The sequence below is a fragment of the Pseudomonas sp. R1-18 genome (assembly GCF_051132095.1).
In the GTDB taxonomy this organism is placed as follows: Bacteria; Pseudomonadota; Gammaproteobacteria; order Pseudomonadales; family Pseudomonadaceae; genus Aquipseudomonas.
The window spans coordinates 551,560-569,998 of record NZ_CP071658.1 but is presented as its reverse complement, the minus strand read 5'-3'; the positions used below and the strand labels follow the sequence as shown (position 1 = coordinate 569,998).

Sequence of the window (18,439 nt, the reverse complement as noted above, 5' to 3'; positions counted from 1 at the left end):
ACAGTGAACTCCTAGCCTAAAGGGGCTGAATCAGCCTTGTTTTTTAACGATAGCTTCGACGACATTCGACGGAGCTTCGGAGTATTTGGAGAATTCCATAGAGTAGCTCGCGCGACCCTGGGACATGGAGCGAACGTCGGTTGCGTAACCGAACATCTCACCCAACGGAACCTCGGCGCGGATTACCTTGCCGGAAACCGTGTCTTCCATACCCTGGATCAGACCACGACGACGGTTCAGGTCACCCATCACGTCACCCATGTAGTCCTCAGGTGTAACAACTTCAACCTTCATGATCGGCTCAAGAACAACACCGCCGCCTTTGGAAGCGAGTTGCTTGGTCGCCATGGAGGCTGCCACCTTGAACGCCATCTCGTTGGAGTCGACGTCGTGGTAAGAACCATCGAAAACGGTCGCCTTCAGGCCGATCAGCGGATAGCCGGCAACAACACCGTTCTTCATCTGCTCTTCGATACCCTTCTGGATAGCAGGGATGTATTCCTTAGGAACCACACCACCTACCACTTCGTTCACGAATTGCAGACCTTCCTGACCTTCGTCAGCAGGTGCAAAGCGGATCCAGCAGTGGCCGAACTGACCACGACCGCCGGACTGGCGAACGAACTTGCCTTCGATCTCACAAGCCTTCGTGATCTTCTCACGATAGGAAACCTGTGGTTTGCCGATGTTGGCTTCGACGTTGAACTCACGGCGCATCCGGTCAACCAGGATGTCCAGGTGCAGCTCGCCCATGCCAGAGATGATCGTTTGACCAGTCTCTTCATCAGTCTTGACGCGGAAAGAAGGGTCTTCCTGAGCAAGCTTGCCCAGAGCGATACCCATTTTTTCCTGGTCATCCTTGGTTTTTGGCTCAACGGCTACCGAAATTACCGGCTCCGGGAAGTCCATACGAACCAGGATGATTGGCTTTTCAGCGGAGCAGAGGGTATCACCAGTGGTGACGTCCTTCATGCCGATCAGGGCCGCGATGTCGCCAGCGCGTACTTCCTTGATCTCTTCGCGGGTGTTTGCGTGCATTTGCACCATACGACCCACGCGCTCTTTCTTGCCTTTAACGGAGTTGATCACGCCGTCGCCGGAGCTCAGAACACCCGAGTAAACACGAGCGAACGTCAGCGTACCAACGAACGGGTCGGTAGCGATCTTGAACGCCAGAGCCGAGAACGGCTCGCTGTCGTCTGCGTGACGCTCCATTTCAACAGTCTCGTCATCCGGGTCGGAACCCTTGATGGCAGGAATGTCAACAGGGGCCGGCAGGTAGTCGATAACAGCATCAAGAACCAGAGGAACACCCTTGTTCTTGAACGACGAACCGCAAACAGCAAGGACGATTTCGCCAGCGATAGTGCGCTGACGCAGAGCGGCCTTGATTTCCTCGATGGAAAGCTCTTCGCCTTCGAGGTACTTGTTCATCAGCTCTTCGTTGGCTTCGGCCGCAGCCTCAACCATGTTGCTACGCCATTCGTCAGCCAGGTCCTGCAGCTCAGCAGGAATCGGCTCGCGACGAGCAGCCATACCTTTGTCAGCGTCGTCCCAGTAAACCGCTTCCATGGTCATCAGATCGATCTGACCCTGGAAGTTGTCTTCTGCGCCGATAGCCAGCTGGATAGGCACCGGAGTGTGACCCAGACGCTGCTTGATCTGACCGATCACGCGCAGGAAGTTCGCACCGGCACGGTCCATCTTGTTTACGTAAACAAGACGTGGAACGCCGTATTTGTTGGCCTGACGCCATACGGTTTCCGACTGCGGCTCAACACCCGAGGTACCGCAGAACACAACGACCGCGCCGTCGAGTACGCGCAGGGAGCGCTCTACTTCGATGGTGAAGTCAACGTGACCGGGGGTATCGATGATGTTGAAGCGATGCTTTTCGAACTGCTTGTTCGAGCCGGCCCAGAACGCGGTGGTGGCAGCGGAAGTAATGGTAATACCACGCTCCTGCTCCTGCACCATCCAGTCCATGGTCGCAGCGCCGTCATGCACTTCGCCCATCTTGTGATTTACGCCAGTGTAAAAAAGGACGCGCTCGGTGGTGGTGGTTTTACCAGCATCCACGTGAGCAACGATACCAATGTTACGGTAGCGGTTAATCGGTGTAGTACGAGCCATAAAGCCCTCGCAAAATTAGTGACGCTGAATTTAGAAGCGGTAGTGCGAGAAAGCCTTGTTGGCCTCGGCCATACGGTGCACGTCTTCACGCTTCTTGACTGCAGCACCTTTACCTTCAGCGGCGTCCAGCAGTTCGCCAGCCAAACGCAGAGCCATGGACTTCTCACCGCGCTTGCGCGCGAAGTCTACCAGCCAACGCATTGCCAGAGCATTACGACGGGACGGACGAACTTCGACAGGAACCTGGTAAGTAGCACCGCCTACACGGCGCGACTTTACTTCGACCAGCGGAGCGATGGCGTCGAGAGCTTTCTCGAAGATTTCCAGGGGGTCGCTGTTCTTACGTTCCTTCACCTTCTCCAGCGCGCCATAAACGATACGCTCGGCAACGGCTTTCTTGCCGCTTTCCATCACGTGGTTCATGAACTTCGCCAGAATCTGGCTTCCGTATTTTGGATCGTCAAGCACTTCGCGCTTGGCTGCTACGCGTCTTCTTGGCATGGATAAGCCCTCAAACGGTCTTCAGGTTAGCTCGGGACCACCATCCTATGAAGGATGAGCCCGACCTTACTCTTATCGACTCAGAAAAATAGAAATCTGCAATTTTAATCAGAAACCAAATACTACTTAGGCTTCTTGGTACCGTATTTCGAGCGACCCTGGTTACGGCCTTTAACGCCGGATGTATCCAGAGAACCACGAACGGTGTGGTAACGAACACCTGGCAAGTCTTTTACACGGCCGCCGCGGATCAGTACCACGCTGTGCTCTTGCAGGTTGTGACCTTCACCACCGATGTACGAGGAAACCTCGAAACCGTTGGTCAGGCGCACACGGCATACTTTACGCAGTGCCGAGTTAGGTTTTTTCGGCGTGGTGGTATACACACGAGTGCACACACCGCGACGCTGCGGGCAGTTCTGCAGCGCAGGTACGTCGGATTTCTCGACGATACGCTTACGCGGCTGACGTACCAGCTGGTTGATAGTTGCCATCTACTAGCTCCACTGTTGTCTTGCGACGCTATTGTCTTACAAGAAAAGCAAATGACAGGGCGCGAGCCCCGCCAAATTTAGGGGTACAAGAGTCTAAAGAGGATCCTGCCCCCAGTCAAGACAAAGCCCCGACGTCCCCGTGCCTGGACCGACGAGAATTTCTGTCAATCCAGGCAAGAAAAAGTCGGGGCTCAGCCTCAATTACCGCTTGAGTTCAACGCTTCGGTCAGAGCGGCTTCAACTTCGCTCGCGCTTACGCGCAGAGGTTTGTCGATTTCACGGCGACGCTTGCGCTCGCTGTGGTACGCCAGACCGGTACCGGCCGGGATCAGACGACCCACAACCACGTTTTCTTTCAAGCCGCGCAGGTAATCACGCTTGCCGGTTACCGCCGCTTCGGTCAGTACGCGGGTTGTCTCCTGGAAGGAGGCCGCGGAGATGAACGACTCGGTCGACAACGATGCTTTGGTGATACCCAGCAGTACACGCGTGAACTTGGAAACGAACTTGTCTTCCGCGCTCAGGCGCTCGTTCTCTACCAGTACGTGAGTCAGTTCCATCTGGTCGCCCTTGATGAAACTCGAATCGCCGGACTCGGAGATCTCAACTTTACGCAACATCTGACGCAGGATGGTCTCGATGTGCTTGTCGTTGATCTTCACGCCTTGCAGACGATAAACGTCCTGAATCTCGTTGACGATGTACTTGGCCAGCGCACTCACACCCAGCAGACGCAGGATGTCGTGTGGATCGCTAGGACCGTCGGAGATGACTTCACCGCGGTTCACTTGTTCGCCTTCGAAGACGTTCAGGTGACGCCACTTTGGAATCAGCTCTTCGTACGGATCGCTACCGTCGTTCGGGGTGATGACCAGACGGCGCTTGCCCTTGGTCTCTTTACCGAACGCGATGGTGCCGCTGACTTCTGCCAGAATCGACGCCTCTTTCGGACGACGAGCTTCGAACAGGTCGGCAACACGCGGCAGACCACCGGTGATGTCACGAGTCTTCGAAGTTTCCTGCGGAATACGAGCGATAACATCACCGATCGCGATCTGCGCACCGTCCGCAACACCTACCAGGGCGTTAGCCGGCAGGAAGTATTGCGCAGGTACGTCGGTACCTGGCAGCAGCAGATCCTTGCCATCCAGACCAACCATCTTCACGGCTGGACGGATGTCCTTGCCTGCAGCTGGACGATCCTTAACATCGAGCACTTCAATGTTGGTCATACCCGTCAATTCGTCAGTTTGACGCTTGATGGTGATGCCTTCTTCCATGCCGACGTAGGTAACAGTACCTTTCATCTCGGTGACGATTGGGTGAGTGTGCGGATCCCACTTGGCTACGATAGAGCCAGCGTCGACCTTGTCGCCTTCCTTCACCGAAATCACTGCACCGTAAGGCAGTTTGTAACGCTCACGCTCACGACCGAAGTCATCTGCGATCGCCAGTTCACCCGAGCGGGAAACCGCAACCAGATGGCCGTCGACACGCTCAACGTGCTTCAGGTTATGCAGGCGGACAGTACCACCGTTCTTGACCTGAACGCTGTCGGCAGCGGAAGTACGGCTTGCCGCACCACCGATGTGGAACGTACGCATCGTCAGCTGGGTACCCGGCTCACCGATGGACTGAGCAGCGATAACGCCGACTGCTTCACCGATATTCACCTGGTGACCACGAGCCAGATCGCGACCGTAGCACTTGGCGCAGATGCCGTAACGGGTTTCACAGCTGATTGGCGAGCGCACGATGACTTCGTCGATGCTGTTCAGCTCGATGAATTCAACCCACTTCTCGTCGACCAGCGTGCCAGCAGGCACAACCACGTCTTCGGTACCCGGCTTGAATACGTCACGGGCGATCACTCGACCCAGAACGCGCTCACCCAGAGGCTCTACAACATCACCGCCTTCAATGTGCGGAGTCATCAGCAGGCCGTGTTCGGTACCGCAGTCCACTTCGGTAACTACCAGATCCTGCGCGACGTCTACGAGACGACGAGTCAGATAACCCGAGTTAGCGGTCTTCAAAGCGGTATCCGCCAGACCCTTACGAGCACCGTGAGTCGAGATGAAGTACTGGAGTACGCTCAGACCTTCACGGAAGTTCGCGGTGATCGGCGTCTCGATGATCGAACCGTCCGGCTTGGCCATCAGACCACGCATACCGGCCAGCTGACGAATCTGGGCAGCGGAACCACGAGCACCGGAGTCAGCCATCATGTACATCGAGTTGAACGATTCCTGATCGACTTCCACGCCGTGACGGTCGATGACCTTCTCTTTCGAGAGGTTCGACATCATTGCCTTGGAAACTTCGTCGTTCGCCTTGGACCAGAGGTCGATCACCTTGTTGTACTTCTCGCCCTGGGTAACCAGGCCGGAGGCGTACTGACTTTCGATCTCTTTAACTTCTTCTGTCGCGGCATCGATGATGCGAGCTTTTTCGTCCGGGATAACGAAGTCGTTAACGCCGATCGAAACACCCGAAATCGTCGAGTAGGCAAAACCGGTGTACATCAACTGGTCGGCGAAGATAACGGTCTCTTTCAGACCAACCACGCGGTAGCACTGGTTGATCAGCTTGGAGATTGCTTTCTTCTTCATCGGCTGGTTGACGACGTCGTAGGACAGGCCGGCCGGAACCACCTGGAACAACAGCGCACGGCCGACAGTAGTGTCGACGATACGAGTGTTCTTGACGCTGCCACCATCACGATCGTTGACCGTTTCGTTGATGCGAACCTTGACCTTGGCGTGCAGCGCTGCTTCGCCGGCGCGGAATACGCGATCGACTTCCTGCAGGTCAGCAAACACACGACCTTCGCCTTTGGCGTTGATCGCTTCGCGAGTCATGTAGTACAGACCCAATACAACGTCCTGCGAAGGAACGATGATTGGCTCACCGTTCGCTGGCGACAGGATGTTGTTGGTCGACATCATCAGTGCGCGCGCTTCGAGCTGTGCTTCCAGGGTCAGAGGCACGTGAACGGCCATCTGGTCACCGTCGAAGTCGGCGTTGTACGCAGCACAGACCAGAGGGTGCAGCTGGATAGCCTTACCTTCGATCAGAACCGGCTCGAATGCCTGGATACCCAGACGGTGAAGCGTCGGTGCACGGTTGAGCAGTACCGGGTGTTCGCGAATCACTTCAGCGAGAACGTCCCAGACTTCCGGCAGCTCGCGCTCGACCATCTTCTTGGCGGCTTTGATAGTCGTGGCGAGGCCACGCATTTCAAGCTTGCCGAAGATGAACGGCTTGAACAGTTCCAGAGCCATCTTTTTCGGCAGACCGCACTGGTGCAGACGCAGGGTCGGGCCAACGGTAATTACCGAACGACCCGAGTAGTCAACACGCTTACCGAGCAAGTTCTGACGGAAACGACCCTGCTTACCCTTGATCATGTCAGCCAGGGACTTCAGAGGACGCTTGTTGGAACCGGTGATCGCACGGCCACGACGGCCGTTGTCGAGCAGCGCATCCACAGCTTCCTGCAACATACGCTTTTCGTTGCGCACGATGATGTCCGGAGCGGACAGATCAAGCAGGCGCTTCAAGCGGTTGTTACGGTTGATCACTCGACGATACAGATCGTTGAGGTCGGAAGTTGCGAAACGACCGCCGTCCAGCGGAACCAGAGGACGCAGATCTGGCGGCAGAACCGGCAGAACGGTCAGAACCATCCACTCAGGAAGGTTGCCGGAACCCTGGAAGGCTTCCATCAGCTTCAGGCGCTTGGACAGCTTCTTGATCTTGGTCTCGGAGTTGGTTTGCGGAATCTCTTCGCGCAGACGGCCGATTTCGTGCTCCAGATCGATAGCGTGCAGCAGCTCGCGGACGGCCTCGGCACCCATGCGGGCGTCGAAATCATCACCGAACTCTTCGAGTGCTTCGAAGTACTGCTCATCGTTCAGCAGCTGACCTTTTTCAAGCGTGGTCATGCCTGGATCGATAACGACGTAGCTCTCGAAGTAGAGAACGCGCTCGATATCACGCAGGGTCATGTCCATCAGCAGGCCGATACGGGACGGCAGCGATTTCAGGAACCAGATGTGGGCAACAGGCGAAGCCAGTTCGATGTGCGCCATGCGCTCACGACGAACCTTGGCCAGCGCGACTTCAACGCCGCACTTCTCGCAGATCACACCACGGTGTTTCAGGCGCTTGTACTTACCGCACAAGCACTCGTAATCCTTGACCGGGCCAAAGATCTTGGCGCAGAACAGGCCGTCACGCTCAGGTTTGAACGTACGGTAGTTGATCGTTTCCGGCTTTTTAACTTCACCGAACGACCACGAGCGGATCATCTCAGGCGACGCCAACCCGATGCGGATCGCGTCGAATTCTTCGACTTGACCCTGGTTTTTCAGCAAATTCAGTAGGTCTTTCAAGGCCTTTCCTCCTGGCGGAGCAGGGAGCAGGCAATACCGCCCTGCCCCCGATTCGCGTCACGTGTTATTCGGTTTCCAGATCGATATCGATACCGAGCGAACGGATTTCTTTGATCAACACGTTGAAGGACTCGGGCATGCCCGGTTCCATACGGTGATCGCCGTCCACGATGTTTTTGTACATCTTGGTACGACCGTTCACATCGTCCGACTTCACTGTGAGCATTTCCTGCAGAGTGTACGCAGCGCCGTATGCTTCCAGCGCCCACACTTCCATCTCCCCGAAACGCTGACCACCGAACTGCGCCTTACCACCCAGCGGCTGCTGGGTAACCAGGCTGTAAGAACCAGTGGAACGCGCGTGCATCTTGTCGTCCACCAAGTGGTTCAGCTTCAGCATGTACATGTAGCCAACAGTTACAGCGCGCTCAAATTTGTTGCCGGTACGACCATCGAACAGCTGCATCTGGCCGCTTTCCGGCATATCTGCCAGCTTGAGCATTGCCTTGATTTCGCTTTCTTTGGCACCGTCGAAAACCGGAGTTGCCATCGGTACGCCGTTGCGCAGGTTCTTCGCCAGATCCAGAACTTCCTGGTCGGAGAACTCGTCCAGGTTTTCCTGACGGCCACCGATCTCGTTGTAGATCTCGGTGAGGAACTTGCGCAGCTCGACCACTTTACGCTGCTCTTCGAGCATGCGGTTGATCTTCTCGCCCAGACCTTTGGCAGCGAGGCCCAGGTGAGTTTCGAGGATCTGACCGACGTTCATACGCGAAGGTACGCCCAGCGGGTTCAGTACGATGTCCACCGGAGTACCGTTGGCATCGTGCGGCATGTCTTCGACTGGCATGATCACGGAGACCACACCTTTGTTACCGTGACGACCTGCCATCTTGTCGCCCGGCTGGATGCGGCGACGGATTGCCAGGTAAACCTTGACGATCTTGAGAACGCCCGGTGCCAGGTCATCGCCCTGCTGCAGCTTGCGCTTCTTGTCTTCGAACTTGTCGTCCAGAAGACGGCGGCGATCAACGATGTAAGCCTGGGCCTTCTCGAGCTGCTCGTTCAGAGCATCTTCAGCCATGCGCAGTTTGAACCACTGACCATGCTCAAGACCGTCGAGAATTTCGTCGGTGATGTCCTGACCTTTCTTGAGGCCCGCGCCGCCTTCGACCTTGCGGCCGACCAATGCAGCACGCAGACGCTCGAAGGTCGCGCCTTCAACGATGCGGAACTCTTCGTTCAGATCCTTGCGGATCTCGTCCAGCTGGGACTTCTCGATCGACAGCGCACGAGCGTCACGCTCGACGCCGTCACGGGTGAAGACCTGTACGTCGATGACAGTACCCTTGGTGCCGGTCGGCACGCGCAGGGATGTGTCTTTAACGTCGCTGGCTTTCTCACCGAAAATCGCGCGAAGCAGTTTTTCTTCAGGAGTCAGCTGGGTCTCGCCTTTCGGAGTGACCTTACCTACCAGAATGTCGCCGGCGCCAACTTCGGCACCCACGTAAACGATACCGGCTTCGTCCAGCTTGTTCAGCGCAGCTTCACCCACGTTAGGGATGTCTGCGGTGATTTCCTCTGGGCCAAGCTTGGTGTCACGGGCCACACAGGTCAGTTCCTGGATGTGGATCGTGGTGAAACGATCTTCCTGAACCACGCGCTCCGACAGACAGATGGAGTCTTCGAAGTTGAAACCGTTCCAGGCCATGAACGCGATGCGCATGTTCTGACCCAGCGCCAGTTCACCCATGTCGGTGGACGGGCCGTCGGCCATGATGTCGCTGCGCTGAACGCGATCGCCCTTGCTCACCAGCGGACGCTGGTTGATGCAGGTGTTCTGGTTCGAGCGGGTGTATTTGGTCAGGTTGTAGATATCTACACCTGCTTCACCTGGCTCTACTTCGTCATCGGCAACGCGAACCACGATACGGCTTGCATCGACGGAGTCGATCACACCGCCGCGGCGAGCCACGACGCAGACGCCGGAGTCACGAGCAACGTTGCGCTCCATGCCGGTACCAACCAGCGGCTTGTCAGCGCGCAGAGTCGGTACAGCCTGACGCTGCATGTTCGAACCCATCAACGCACGGTTGGCGTCGTCGTGCTCGAGGAACGGGATCAGGGAAGCCGCGACCGATACAACCTGCTTGGGCGAAACGTCCATCAGGGTAACATCGGCAGGCGCCTTGACCGTAAATTCGTTCAAGTGACGCACAGCCACCAGTTCGTCGATCAGCTCTTGCTTCTCGTTCATCGCAGCCGAAGCCTGAGCAATGACGTGATCCGCTTCTTCGATCGCCGACAGGAAAACGATCTCGTCGCTGACCAGACCTTCCTTCACCACGCGGTACGGGCTTTCGAGGAAGCCGTACTGGTTGGTACGGGCGTAGGCTGCCAGGGAGTTGATCAGACCGATGTTCGGACCTTCCGGCGTTTCGATCGGGCACACGCGACCGTAGTGAGTCGGGTGAACGTCGCGAACCTCAAAGCCCGCGCGCTCACGAGTCAGACCACCTGGGCCGAGTGCGGAGACGCGACGCTTGTGGGTGATCTCGGACAGCGGGTTGTTCTGGTCCATGAACTGCGACAGCTGGCTGGAACCGAAGAACTCCTTGACCGCAGCAGCTACCGGCTTGGCGTTGATCAGGTCCTGAGGCATCAGGCCTTCACTTTCCGCCATCGACAGACGCTCTTTTACAGCGCGCTCGACTCGTACCAGACCGACCCGGAACTGGTTCTCGGCCATCTCGCCAACGCAACGGACGCGACGGTTACCCAAGTGGTCGATGTCGTCGACGATGCCTTTGCCGTTACGGATGTCTACCAGCGTCTTGAGGACAGCAACGATGTCTTCCTTGCACAGCACGCCCGAACCTTCGATCTCGGTGCGACCGATACGACGGTTGAACTTCATGCGACCTACAGCGGACAGGTCGTAGCGCTCCGGACTGAAGAACAGGTTGTTGAACAGCGTTTCAGCAGCATCTTTGGTCGGCGGCTCACCAGGACGCATCATCCGATAGATCTCGACCAGCGCTTCCAGTTGGTTGCTGGTGGAGTCGATCTTCAGCGTGTCGGAAATGAACGGACCGCAGTCGATGTCGTTGGTGTAAAGCGTTTCGATCCGGACAACCTGAGCCTTGGCAATCTTGGCCAGCAGCTCGGTGTTCAGTTCGGTGTTGCACTCGGCAATGATTTCGCCGGTCGCAGGGTGCACGATGACCTTGGCGGTAGTACGGCCCAGGACGTAGTCCAGAGGTACTTCCAGCTCTTTGATCCCGGCTTTTTCCAGCTGGTTGATGTGGCGGGCAGTGATACGACGGCCTTGCTCGACGATAACCTTGCCTTTGTCATCCAGGATGTCCAGAACGGCAATTTCACCACGCAGGCGCTGAGGCACCAGCTCCAGGCTCAGGCTTTCGCCGCGCACATGGAATACGTTGGTGGTGTAGAAAGCATCGAGCACTTGTTCAGTCGTGTAGCCCAGCGCACGCAGCAGTACGGAAGCAGGCAGCTTGCGACGACGGTCGATACGGACGAATACACAGTCTTTCGGATCGAATTCGAAGTCCAGCCACGAACCGCGGTATGGAATGATGCGAGCGGAGTAAAGCAGCTTGCCCGAGCTGTGCGTCTTGCCACGGTCGTGGTCGAAGAATACGCCTGGCGAACGGTGCAGCTGAGACACGATAACGCGCTCGGTACCGTTGATAACAAAGGTACCGTTCTCAGTCATCAGGGGGATTTCACCCATGTAGACTTCTTGCTCTTTGATGTCCTTGATCGCTTTGTTCGACGACTCTTTGTCGAAGATGATCAGACGAACCTTGACTCGCAGAGGTACAGCGTAAGTCACACCGCGCAGCACGCATTCTTTGACATCAAATGCCGGTTCGCCCAAGCGATAACCCACATACTCCAGCGCAGCATTGCCGGAGTAGCTGATGATCGGGAAAACGGATTTGAAGGCTGCATGCAGACCGACGTCGCGGAACTGATCTTTGGTCGCTCCCGCCTGCAGGAATTCGCGATACGAATCCAGCTGGATGGCCAAGAGATACGGCACATCCATTACGTCCGGCAACTTGCTAAAGTCCTTGCGGATACGTTTTTTCTCAGTATATGAGTAAGCCATCAGCGTTCCCCAGCTTGGTCACCTGCTTGTTTGGCTCCCTCCCGACGGAAGCAGCCAGAAAATCTTGCAAACCCCATGGTCTGCGCCACCTACGGTGGTTCTTGCACGTTACAGACGTTGACCGTGCCAATCGTCTATAACGGAAAAAGGCCGGTGGCAAAAGCCACCAGCCATCAGCCTTTCGCTCAACGCTTGGGCTGGACGCTCAAGGTCGATGCTTATTTCAGCTCGACTTTAGCGCCTGCTTCTTCCAGAGTGGCTTTGGCTTTGTCTGCTGCGTCTTTAGCAACAGATTCCAGGACCATTGCTGGAGCGCCGTCAACGACTGCCTTGGCTTCTTTCAGGCCCAGACCGGTCAGTTCACGAACTGCCTTGATGACGTTAACTTTCTTCTCGCCAGCTTCGAGCAGCATGACGTTGAATTCAGTTTGTTCTTCAACGACAGCAGCGGCAGCAGCTGGACCAGCCGAAGCAGCGGCAGCAGTAACGCCGAACTTCTCTTCGAAAGCCTTGATCAGTTCTACAACCTGCAGAACGGACATTTCGGCTACGGCGTTAAGGATATCGTCTTGAGAGATGGACATGACTCAATTTCCTGAATTGGGGGACGGCCTACGCGACCATCAAAATAAACAAAAATGCGCGAAAAGATCTGCTTCAGCCTTAGGCTGCTGCGGCTTCTTTCTGATCGCGAACAGCCGCCAGAGTACGAGCCAACTTGCTGGTAGCGCCTTGAATCACGCTCATCAGCTGGGAAATTGCTTCGTCACGGGTCGGCAGGCTTGCCAGTACGTCGATCTGATTAGCTGCGAGGAACTTGCCCTCGAACGCAGCTGCCTTGATCTCGAACTTGTCCTGACCTTTTGCGAATTCCTTGAACAGACGAGCAGCAGCGCCCGGGTGTTCGTTGGAGAATGCGATCAAGGTCGGGCCGGTGAACACGTCGTTGAGGACACTGAATTCAGTGTCAGCAACAGCGCGCTTGAGCAGGGTGTTACGTACAACGCGTACGTAAACGCCAGCTTCACGAGCCTCTTTACGGAGTCCGGTCATAGCGCCGACTGTCACACCACGGGCATCAGCCACGACAGCGGACAGACCAGCTTTGGCAGCCTCGTTGACTTCAGCGACGATGGCCTTCTTGTCTTCGAGTTTAATTGCCACGGGTTTAACTCCTGCTTGTTACCGTTTCATCTGACCGAAGCCAGATGTCGTTTTGGTGTCTGATTCGGTAAGGAACCGGGAGCACCATCTGCGTAGGCTTGTGGTTTAAGACTTGCGTCGCCTACGGTCTTGGATAGCCCCCGCCAGGCAGGGACCCCAATTTTTCGATACGGCACGGAAAACCGTGCCGGATCAGTCTTACGCGTCCAGAGAACCCTGGTCGATGACCAGGCCTGGGCCCATGGTGGTGCTCAGGGTAACGCGCTTGACGTAGATACCTTTCGAAGAAGCAGGCTTGATACGCTTGAGATCAGCGATCAGGGCTTCAACGTTTTCCTTCAGCTTGACAGCGTCGAAACCGACCTTGCCAACGGAAGTGTGGATGATGCCGTTTTTGTCGGTGCGGTAGCGAACCTGACCAGCCTTGGCGTTCTTCACGGCGTTAGCAACGTCCGGAGTAACGGTACCGACTTTCGGGTTAGGCATCAGGCCGCGAGGACCCAGAACCTGACCCAACTGACCTACAACACGCATTGCGTCCGGGGAAGCAATAACTACGTCGTAGTTCAGGTCGCCGGCTTTCATTTCGGCAGCCAGATCGTCCATGCCAACGCGGTCAGCGCCGGCAGCCAGAGCGGCTTCAGCAGCTGGACCCTGGGTGAACACTGCAACACGTACGGTCTTGCCAGTGCCGTGCGGCAGAACGGTAGCGCTACGCACAACCTGATCGGATTTACGAGGGTCAACGCCCAGGTTAACAGCAACGTCAACGGACTCGCTGAACTTGACGGTCGACAGCTCGGCCAGCAGAGCAGCTGCGTCGACAAAGTTGTACACCTTGCCAGCTTCAACCTTGCCAGCGATTGCCTTTTGACGCTTGGTCAACTTAGCCATTACACACCCTCCACGTTAAGGCCCATGCTACGAGCGGAACCGGCGATAGTGCGCACGGCCGCATCCATGTCAGCAGCAGTCAGATCCGCATTTTTTGCTTTTGCGATTTCTTCGAGCTGAACACGGGTAACGGTGCCGACTTTAACGGTGTTCGGGCGAGCCGAGCCGCTGGTCAAACCTGCAGCTTTCTTCAGCAGAACCGACGCAGGGGTACTTTTTGTTTCGAAAGTGAAGCTACGGTCGCTGTATACAGTGATGATCACTGGAGTCGGCAAGCCTGGCTCAAGACCCTGAGTACGGGCGTTGAACGCTTTGCAGAATTCCATGATGTTCACACCGTGCTGACCCAGGGCCGGACCAACGGGCGGGCTAGGGTTAGCCTGAGCGGCTTTCACTTGCAGCTTGATGTACGCGGTTATCTTCTTGGCCATGAGGCACTCCAATTACGGGTTCAAGCGCCAATAAAGGCTCCCCGGCTATTACACGTATATCCCAGTGACGAAAAAACCCCACAGCCTTAGACTGCGGGGTATGGGATTCCAGCTCAGTTATGCCTTTTCGACCTGACTGAACTCTAGTTCCACCGGAGTAGAACGACCGAAAATGAGCACCGCGACCTGAATCCGGCTCTTTTCGTAGTTAACTTCTTCGACAGTGCCGTTGAAATCTGCAAACGGACCGTCGGTTACGCGGACAACCTCACCCGGCTCAAAGAGAGTCTTCGGTTTCGGCTTGTCGCTACCATCAGCAACACGACGCAGAATGGCTTCTGCCTCTTTGTCGGTGATGGGCGCAGGCTTATCGGCAGTACCGCCGATGAAGCCCATGACACGAGGAGTGTCCTTGACCAAGTGCCAAGTACCCTCATTCATGTCCATCTGAACCAGCACATAGCCAGGGAAGAACTTGCGTTCACTTTTGCGCTTCTGGCCATTACGCATCTCCACCACTTCTTCAGTGGGGACCAGAATTTCGCCGAAGCCATCTTCCATGCCTGCGAGCTTCACACGCTCGATCAACGAGCGCATTACATGCTTCTCGTAACCCGAGTAAGCATGCACTACGTACCAACGCTTAGCCACGGGACACCCTTAGCCAACAATCAAGGAAACAAGCCAGCCGAGCAGGGAATCAAGCCCCCACAACAGCAACGCCATTACCAGCACAACTGCCACAACAATCAGAGTGGTTTGCGTGGTTTCTTGGCGAGTAGGCCAAACGACTTTACGAATCTCTGCACGAGCTTCCTTCGCCAGGACGGAGAAAGCCTTCCCCTTGCCGGTCTGAAGCGCAACGAAGGCAGCGACAGCAGCAATTGCGAGGAGAGCAAGAACACGATACAGAATCGGCTGCGCAGAGTAATACTGATTACCGACAACACCAACGACAACCAAAACGACTACAAGGAGCCACTTCAGCAAGTCAAAGCGAGAGTCTGATGCTTCAGCCTTGGGATTCATCTACGGAGATCCTGTGAAAAGAAAGCCAGATTACATCTAGGGAATCTGGCAGGTCAGGAGGGAATCGAACCCCCAACCTACGGTTTTGGAGACCGTCGCTCTGCCAATTGAGCTACTGACCTAAAACAAAATCAGGCCGACCATTATGCGGACCTGACAAGAGTTTTTCAACACCTTCTTCGGAACCGCCCAAGACAGCGCATATTCCTAAAGGGCTTCAAGCGCCGCACAAGGCAGTGCGACCGCCTAAAACAAAGGCAGATATTTTCATATCTGCCTTCGATAATGGAGCTCTTGAGCGGATTTGAACCGCTGACCTCACCCTTACCAAGGGTGTGCTCTACCAACTGAGCTACAAGAGCGAAACATCATGCATGAACTGCAAACATGGAGCGGGTAGCGGGAATCGAACCCGCATCATCAGCTTGGAAGGCTGAGGTTCTACCACTAAACTATACCCGCACGATTTGCAGCTCGCGCTAAATCTGGTGGAGGGGGAAGGATTCGAACCTTCGAAGTCGTAGACGTCAGATTTACAGTCTGATCCCTTTGGCCGCTCGGGAACCCCTCCTAAGCGAGGCAGCATTCTCAACTCATGCCGCCCTTCTGTCAACCATTTTCTCATAAAAAATATGAGGTTAGACGCGTTGACACTTACTGCCCCGTTCGTGTGATTTACACCGCACTGCGAAGCGGGCGCCATTCTATGCAAACTAATCCGGAGATGCAATGCCCTCGCAAGACATTATTTTGTTTTTAAATTGCGGAAAATCCTGGCTCAACTGAGTCAGCAGCGCATCGCTTACCAGCCGTCGGCTCGTGGGTGCGATCTGCAACCAATAACCCGGTGCGTCGCCTGGGAGCGACGCCTCAAAGCGCGATTGTATGTCCAGGCTGTTGAGCCGCTGCTCGACCGCATGAGCATCCCCTTCCCGAGTGAAGCCTCCGACGTACAAGCAGTCCGGCGACGCATCCTGATGTGCTTTGCCAGCACTGGACTCGCTCAATAACTTTATGTCCTGCCCGGAAGCGCGCTGAAGCGCCAGCGGCATGACCTCCTTCGCGCGCAACGGAGCCTCCTGCTGATGCCAGATGTAGTAGAAGACATTGAGCATCAACAACAGCAAAAAAAGCCAACGCATACAAACCTCAGCACAGCGGACAGGCGAGAGCCAGGCCAACAAAAACCAGATCGGGTACTACGCGCGCGCCCGGTAATACATCTACTACCGATCCGGCATCGCCACCCGTGATGAAAACACAGAAGTCATCCCCCCAATAATCCCGGGCAATCTGCATCTGCGTCATAGCGAAACCGCGCAGCATCAGCGCACACCCCCGTTCAACAGCTTCGGAAGTTGCTCGCCCTGGCACAAAGCTATCCAGCGCGCGCTCAGCCGCTGCATCGTCGTACCGGATACGCCGTGTATGCGTTCGCAACTGATTGCGCATAAGCGGCATTCCGGGGCAGATGAATCCCCCCAGATGCCTGCCGTCCCGCGCGACAAAATCCGAAGTCACGGCCGTTCCCAGATCAAGTACCAGGCACGCTTTCTGAGCGAGGTGATACGCCCCTACAAATGCAAGCCAGCGATCCAGCCCCAAGCGCTGGTAATCGTCGTAGCCGTTCACCACGCCTGCCAGCTCTTTAGCTGGCGTGGCGCAGGTAACAGGCACTGAAAAGCTGCGGCTCAATGCATCAATCAGGCTTTCTGTCTCTTCAGCGCTCCTGACACTGACCAACCGGCAACTGGTCATTGCCAGCTCAGGGATTTGGTCGAGGCGATCAATCAATGCGTCATCCGAAGCGACGACGCCTCCTGCGACGATAGCCACTCCTCCTACCCCGGTAACTCTCCATTTGATGAAGCTGTTGCCACAATCGAGTTCAAGAATCATCACGCAACCTCAGGCTGAGCTCGCCGCCGCTAAAGCTTCGCTCTACACCGTCTACATCTAACCGTAACGCTCCGAGCGCATCTATCCCCAGAACCTTCCCTTCCACCGCATCCACGCCCGATAGCAGGCTCACGGCCCGGCCCTGCCACAGGTGTGCGCTCTCCCAAGCGGCCTGGAAGGCTGCAAAACCCCGCTCACGATGCACTACCAGCATTTCGTCGAGCTTCTTACTGATACGAGCGGCCAGCTCATTGCGATCGACCAGCCCTCCGCGCTCCAGGCGCATAGACGTCCAGGACTGGTCGACTTCAGTGGAAGACTGCATGTTTACGTTGATACCGACACCGATGACCACATGACATACATCCGCCGGGTCGCCAATCAGCTCCAGGAGGATGCCGGCGATCTTGCGTCTGCCAACAAGCACGTCATTAGGCCACTTTAGGCCTGCCTCCGTTACACCCATGTCATGAAGCACGGTCATGACCGCCAAGCCTACGAGCAGGCTCAGTCCTTCCAACTGCCGCATGCCGCCATCAATCCGCAATGCGAGGCTGTAGTAGAGATTTTCGGCAACCGGGCTTACCCATTTCCGACCACGTCTGCCTCTACCTGCGGTCTGACGCTCAGCAAGAACCAGGGTTGGCATACTTACGCCCTGGCCGATCAGGCGAATCGCTTCTGCATTGGTGGAGTCCACTGTTTCACGGAGGCAGATCGACCACACGGAAGGACATCCATGGAGAGTGATGGCATCAGCGCTCAATAAGGAAACGGGATCTGCCAGCTTGTATCCACGACCGCGCACTTTGTGAATTTCAATGCCAAGGTCCTCTTGAAGCTGCTGAAGCTTTTTCCAGACTGCGCTTCGGCTTACACCGAGGATTTCACCCAGTATTTGCCCCGAGTGGAACTCCCCATCAGCGAGGAGCTTTAACAAAATCAGCATGTACGTATCGCCTGGCAGTGAGGCACGCATGATAGCCACGCACATCGAGACTGCATAGGCTGAAGCAAGCGGTGGCTTTTTTATGCCTGCGGGAGCGACGCCCGACGGGTCGCGGCCAGTCATTCCCAGCGGGTTTTCTGGGTTGCCGGAAAAGACAAAACCCCTGACTGCATGCGCAATCAGGGGTTTCGGAATGAATCTTGACGATGACCTACTCTCACATGGGGAAACCCCACACTACCATCGGCGATGCATCGTTTCACTGCTGAGTTCGGGATGGGATCAGGTGGTTCCAATGCTCTATGGTCGTCAAGAAATTCGGTGTGCCGGGGCGTCGTTGCCGACGTTCCAGCGAATCGGGTATGTGATGTTTGTGAGCTGCAGTTTTCGGTGTGTGTCGTCTTCACAGT

At 56.0% G+C, this 18,439-nt stretch carries 14 protein-coding genes, 4 tRNA genes and 1 rRNA gene; all 19 read right to left on the bottom strand.

What is annotated here, in order from left to right:
• Positions 1 to 30: 30 nt before the first annotated feature.
• The 19 genes from fusA to rrf all read right to left on the bottom strand — a co-directional run bounded on the left by fusA (position 31) and on the right by rrf (position 18,343).
• Positions 31 to 2,133, bottom strand: a complete 2,103-nt coding sequence (gene fusA, locus J3P77_RS02560) for an elongation factor G (RefSeq protein WP_434679387.1) — start codon at positions 2,131 to 2,133, stop codon at positions 31 to 33.
• Between the two features lie 30 nt (positions 2,134 to 2,163).
• Positions 2,164 to 2,634, bottom strand: coding sequence for a 30S ribosomal protein S7 (gene rpsG, locus J3P77_RS02555; RefSeq protein WP_002555493.1), 471 nt, complete (start codon positions 2,632 to 2,634; stop codon positions 2,164 to 2,166).
• 122 nt (positions 2,635 to 2,756) lie between these two features.
• A complete protein-coding gene (gene rpsL / locus J3P77_RS02550; protein WP_002555494.1) occupies positions 2,757 to 3,128 on the bottom strand; it encodes a 30S ribosomal protein S12 in 372 nt (123 codons plus the stop codon).
• A gap of 197 nt (positions 3,129 to 3,325) precedes the next feature.
• The gene (gene rpoC, locus J3P77_RS02545) at positions 3,326 to 7,525 is read right to left on the bottom strand and encodes a DNA-directed RNA polymerase subunit beta' (RefSeq protein WP_434679385.1); all 4,200 of its coding nucleotides are present in this window, start codon (positions 7,523 to 7,525) and stop codon (positions 3,326 to 3,328) included.
• 64 nt (positions 7,526 to 7,589) lie between these two features.
• A complete protein-coding gene (rpoB, locus tag J3P77_RS02540) occupies positions 7,590 to 11,663 on the bottom strand; it encodes a DNA-directed RNA polymerase subunit beta (RefSeq protein ID WP_434679384.1) in 4,074 nt (1,357 codons plus the stop codon).
• A 218-nt stretch (positions 11,664 to 11,881) separates the two neighbouring features.
• Positions 11,882 to 12,247, bottom strand: a complete 366-nt coding sequence (gene rplL, locus J3P77_RS02535) for a 50S ribosomal protein L7/L12 (protein WP_125831872.1) — start codon at positions 12,245 to 12,247, stop codon at positions 11,882 to 11,884.
• Between the two features lie 79 nt (positions 12,248 to 12,326).
• Positions 12,327 to 12,827 carry a 50S ribosomal protein L10 gene (rplJ, locus tag J3P77_RS02530; RefSeq protein ID WP_003431816.1) on the bottom strand — a complete coding sequence of 167 codons (501 nt, stop codon included), beginning with the start codon at positions 12,825 to 12,827 and terminating at the stop codon, positions 12,327 to 12,329.
• Between the two features lie 198 nt (positions 12,828 to 13,025).
• Positions 13,026 to 13,721 carry a 50S ribosomal protein L1 gene (gene rplA / locus J3P77_RS02525; RefSeq protein ID WP_125831874.1) on the bottom strand — a complete coding sequence of 232 codons (696 nt, stop codon included), beginning with the start codon at positions 13,719 to 13,721 and terminating at the stop codon, positions 13,026 to 13,028.
• Positions 13,721 to 14,152, bottom strand: a complete 432-nt coding sequence (gene rplK, locus J3P77_RS02520; protein ID WP_434679382.1) for a 50S ribosomal protein L11 — start codon at positions 14,150 to 14,152, stop codon at positions 13,721 to 13,723. Before rplK ends, rplA begins: the two co-directional genes overlap by 1 nt.
• Positions 14,153 to 14,269: 117 nt before the next feature.
• Positions 14,270 to 14,803, bottom strand: coding sequence for a transcription termination/antitermination protein NusG (nusG, locus tag J3P77_RS02515; RefSeq protein WP_002555501.1), 534 nt, complete (start codon positions 14,801 to 14,803; stop codon positions 14,270 to 14,272).
• A gap of 9 nt (positions 14,804 to 14,812) precedes the next feature.
• On the bottom strand, positions 14,813 to 15,181 hold the full coding sequence (gene secE / locus J3P77_RS02510) for a preprotein translocase subunit SecE (protein WP_434679381.1): 369 nt from the start codon (positions 15,179 to 15,181) through the stop codon (positions 14,813 to 14,815).
• 46 nt (positions 15,182 to 15,227) lie between these two features.
• A tRNA-Trp gene (locus tag J3P77_RS02505) sits at positions 15,228 to 15,303 on the bottom strand.
• 164 nt (positions 15,304 to 15,467) lie between these two features.
• A tRNA-Thr gene (locus J3P77_RS02500) sits at positions 15,468 to 15,543 on the bottom strand.
• 26 nt (positions 15,544 to 15,569) lie between these two features.
• Positions 15,570 to 15,643, bottom strand: a tRNA-Gly gene (locus J3P77_RS02495).
• A gap of 24 nt (positions 15,644 to 15,667) precedes the next feature.
• Positions 15,668 to 15,752, bottom strand: a tRNA-Tyr gene (locus J3P77_RS02490).
• Positions 15,753 to 15,894: 142 nt separating this feature from the next.
• Complete coding sequence (locus J3P77_RS02485; RefSeq protein WP_434679379.1) at positions 15,895 to 16,323, bottom strand: hypothetical protein; 429 nt, start codon at positions 16,321 to 16,323, stop codon at positions 15,895 to 15,897.
• A gap of 7 nt (positions 16,324 to 16,330) precedes the next feature.
• The gene (locus tag J3P77_RS02480; RefSeq protein WP_434679378.1) at positions 16,331 to 17,080 is read right to left on the bottom strand and encodes a pantothenate kinase; all 750 of its coding nucleotides are present in this window, start codon (positions 17,078 to 17,080) and stop codon (positions 16,331 to 16,333) included.
• Positions 17,070 to 18,029 (bottom strand): bifunctional biotin--[acetyl-CoA-carboxylase] ligase/biotin operon repressor BirA, encoded by a 960-nt coding sequence (gene birA / locus J3P77_RS02475; protein ID WP_434679376.1) that lies wholly within the window; start codon positions 18,027 to 18,029, stop codon positions 17,070 to 17,072. Before birA ends, J3P77_RS02480 begins: the two co-directional genes overlap by 11 nt.
• Positions 18,030 to 18,227: 198 nt before the next feature.
• Positions 18,228 to 18,343, bottom strand: a 5S ribosomal RNA gene (gene rrf / locus J3P77_RS02470).
• Between the last annotated feature and the right edge of the window lie 96 nt (positions 18,344 to 18,439).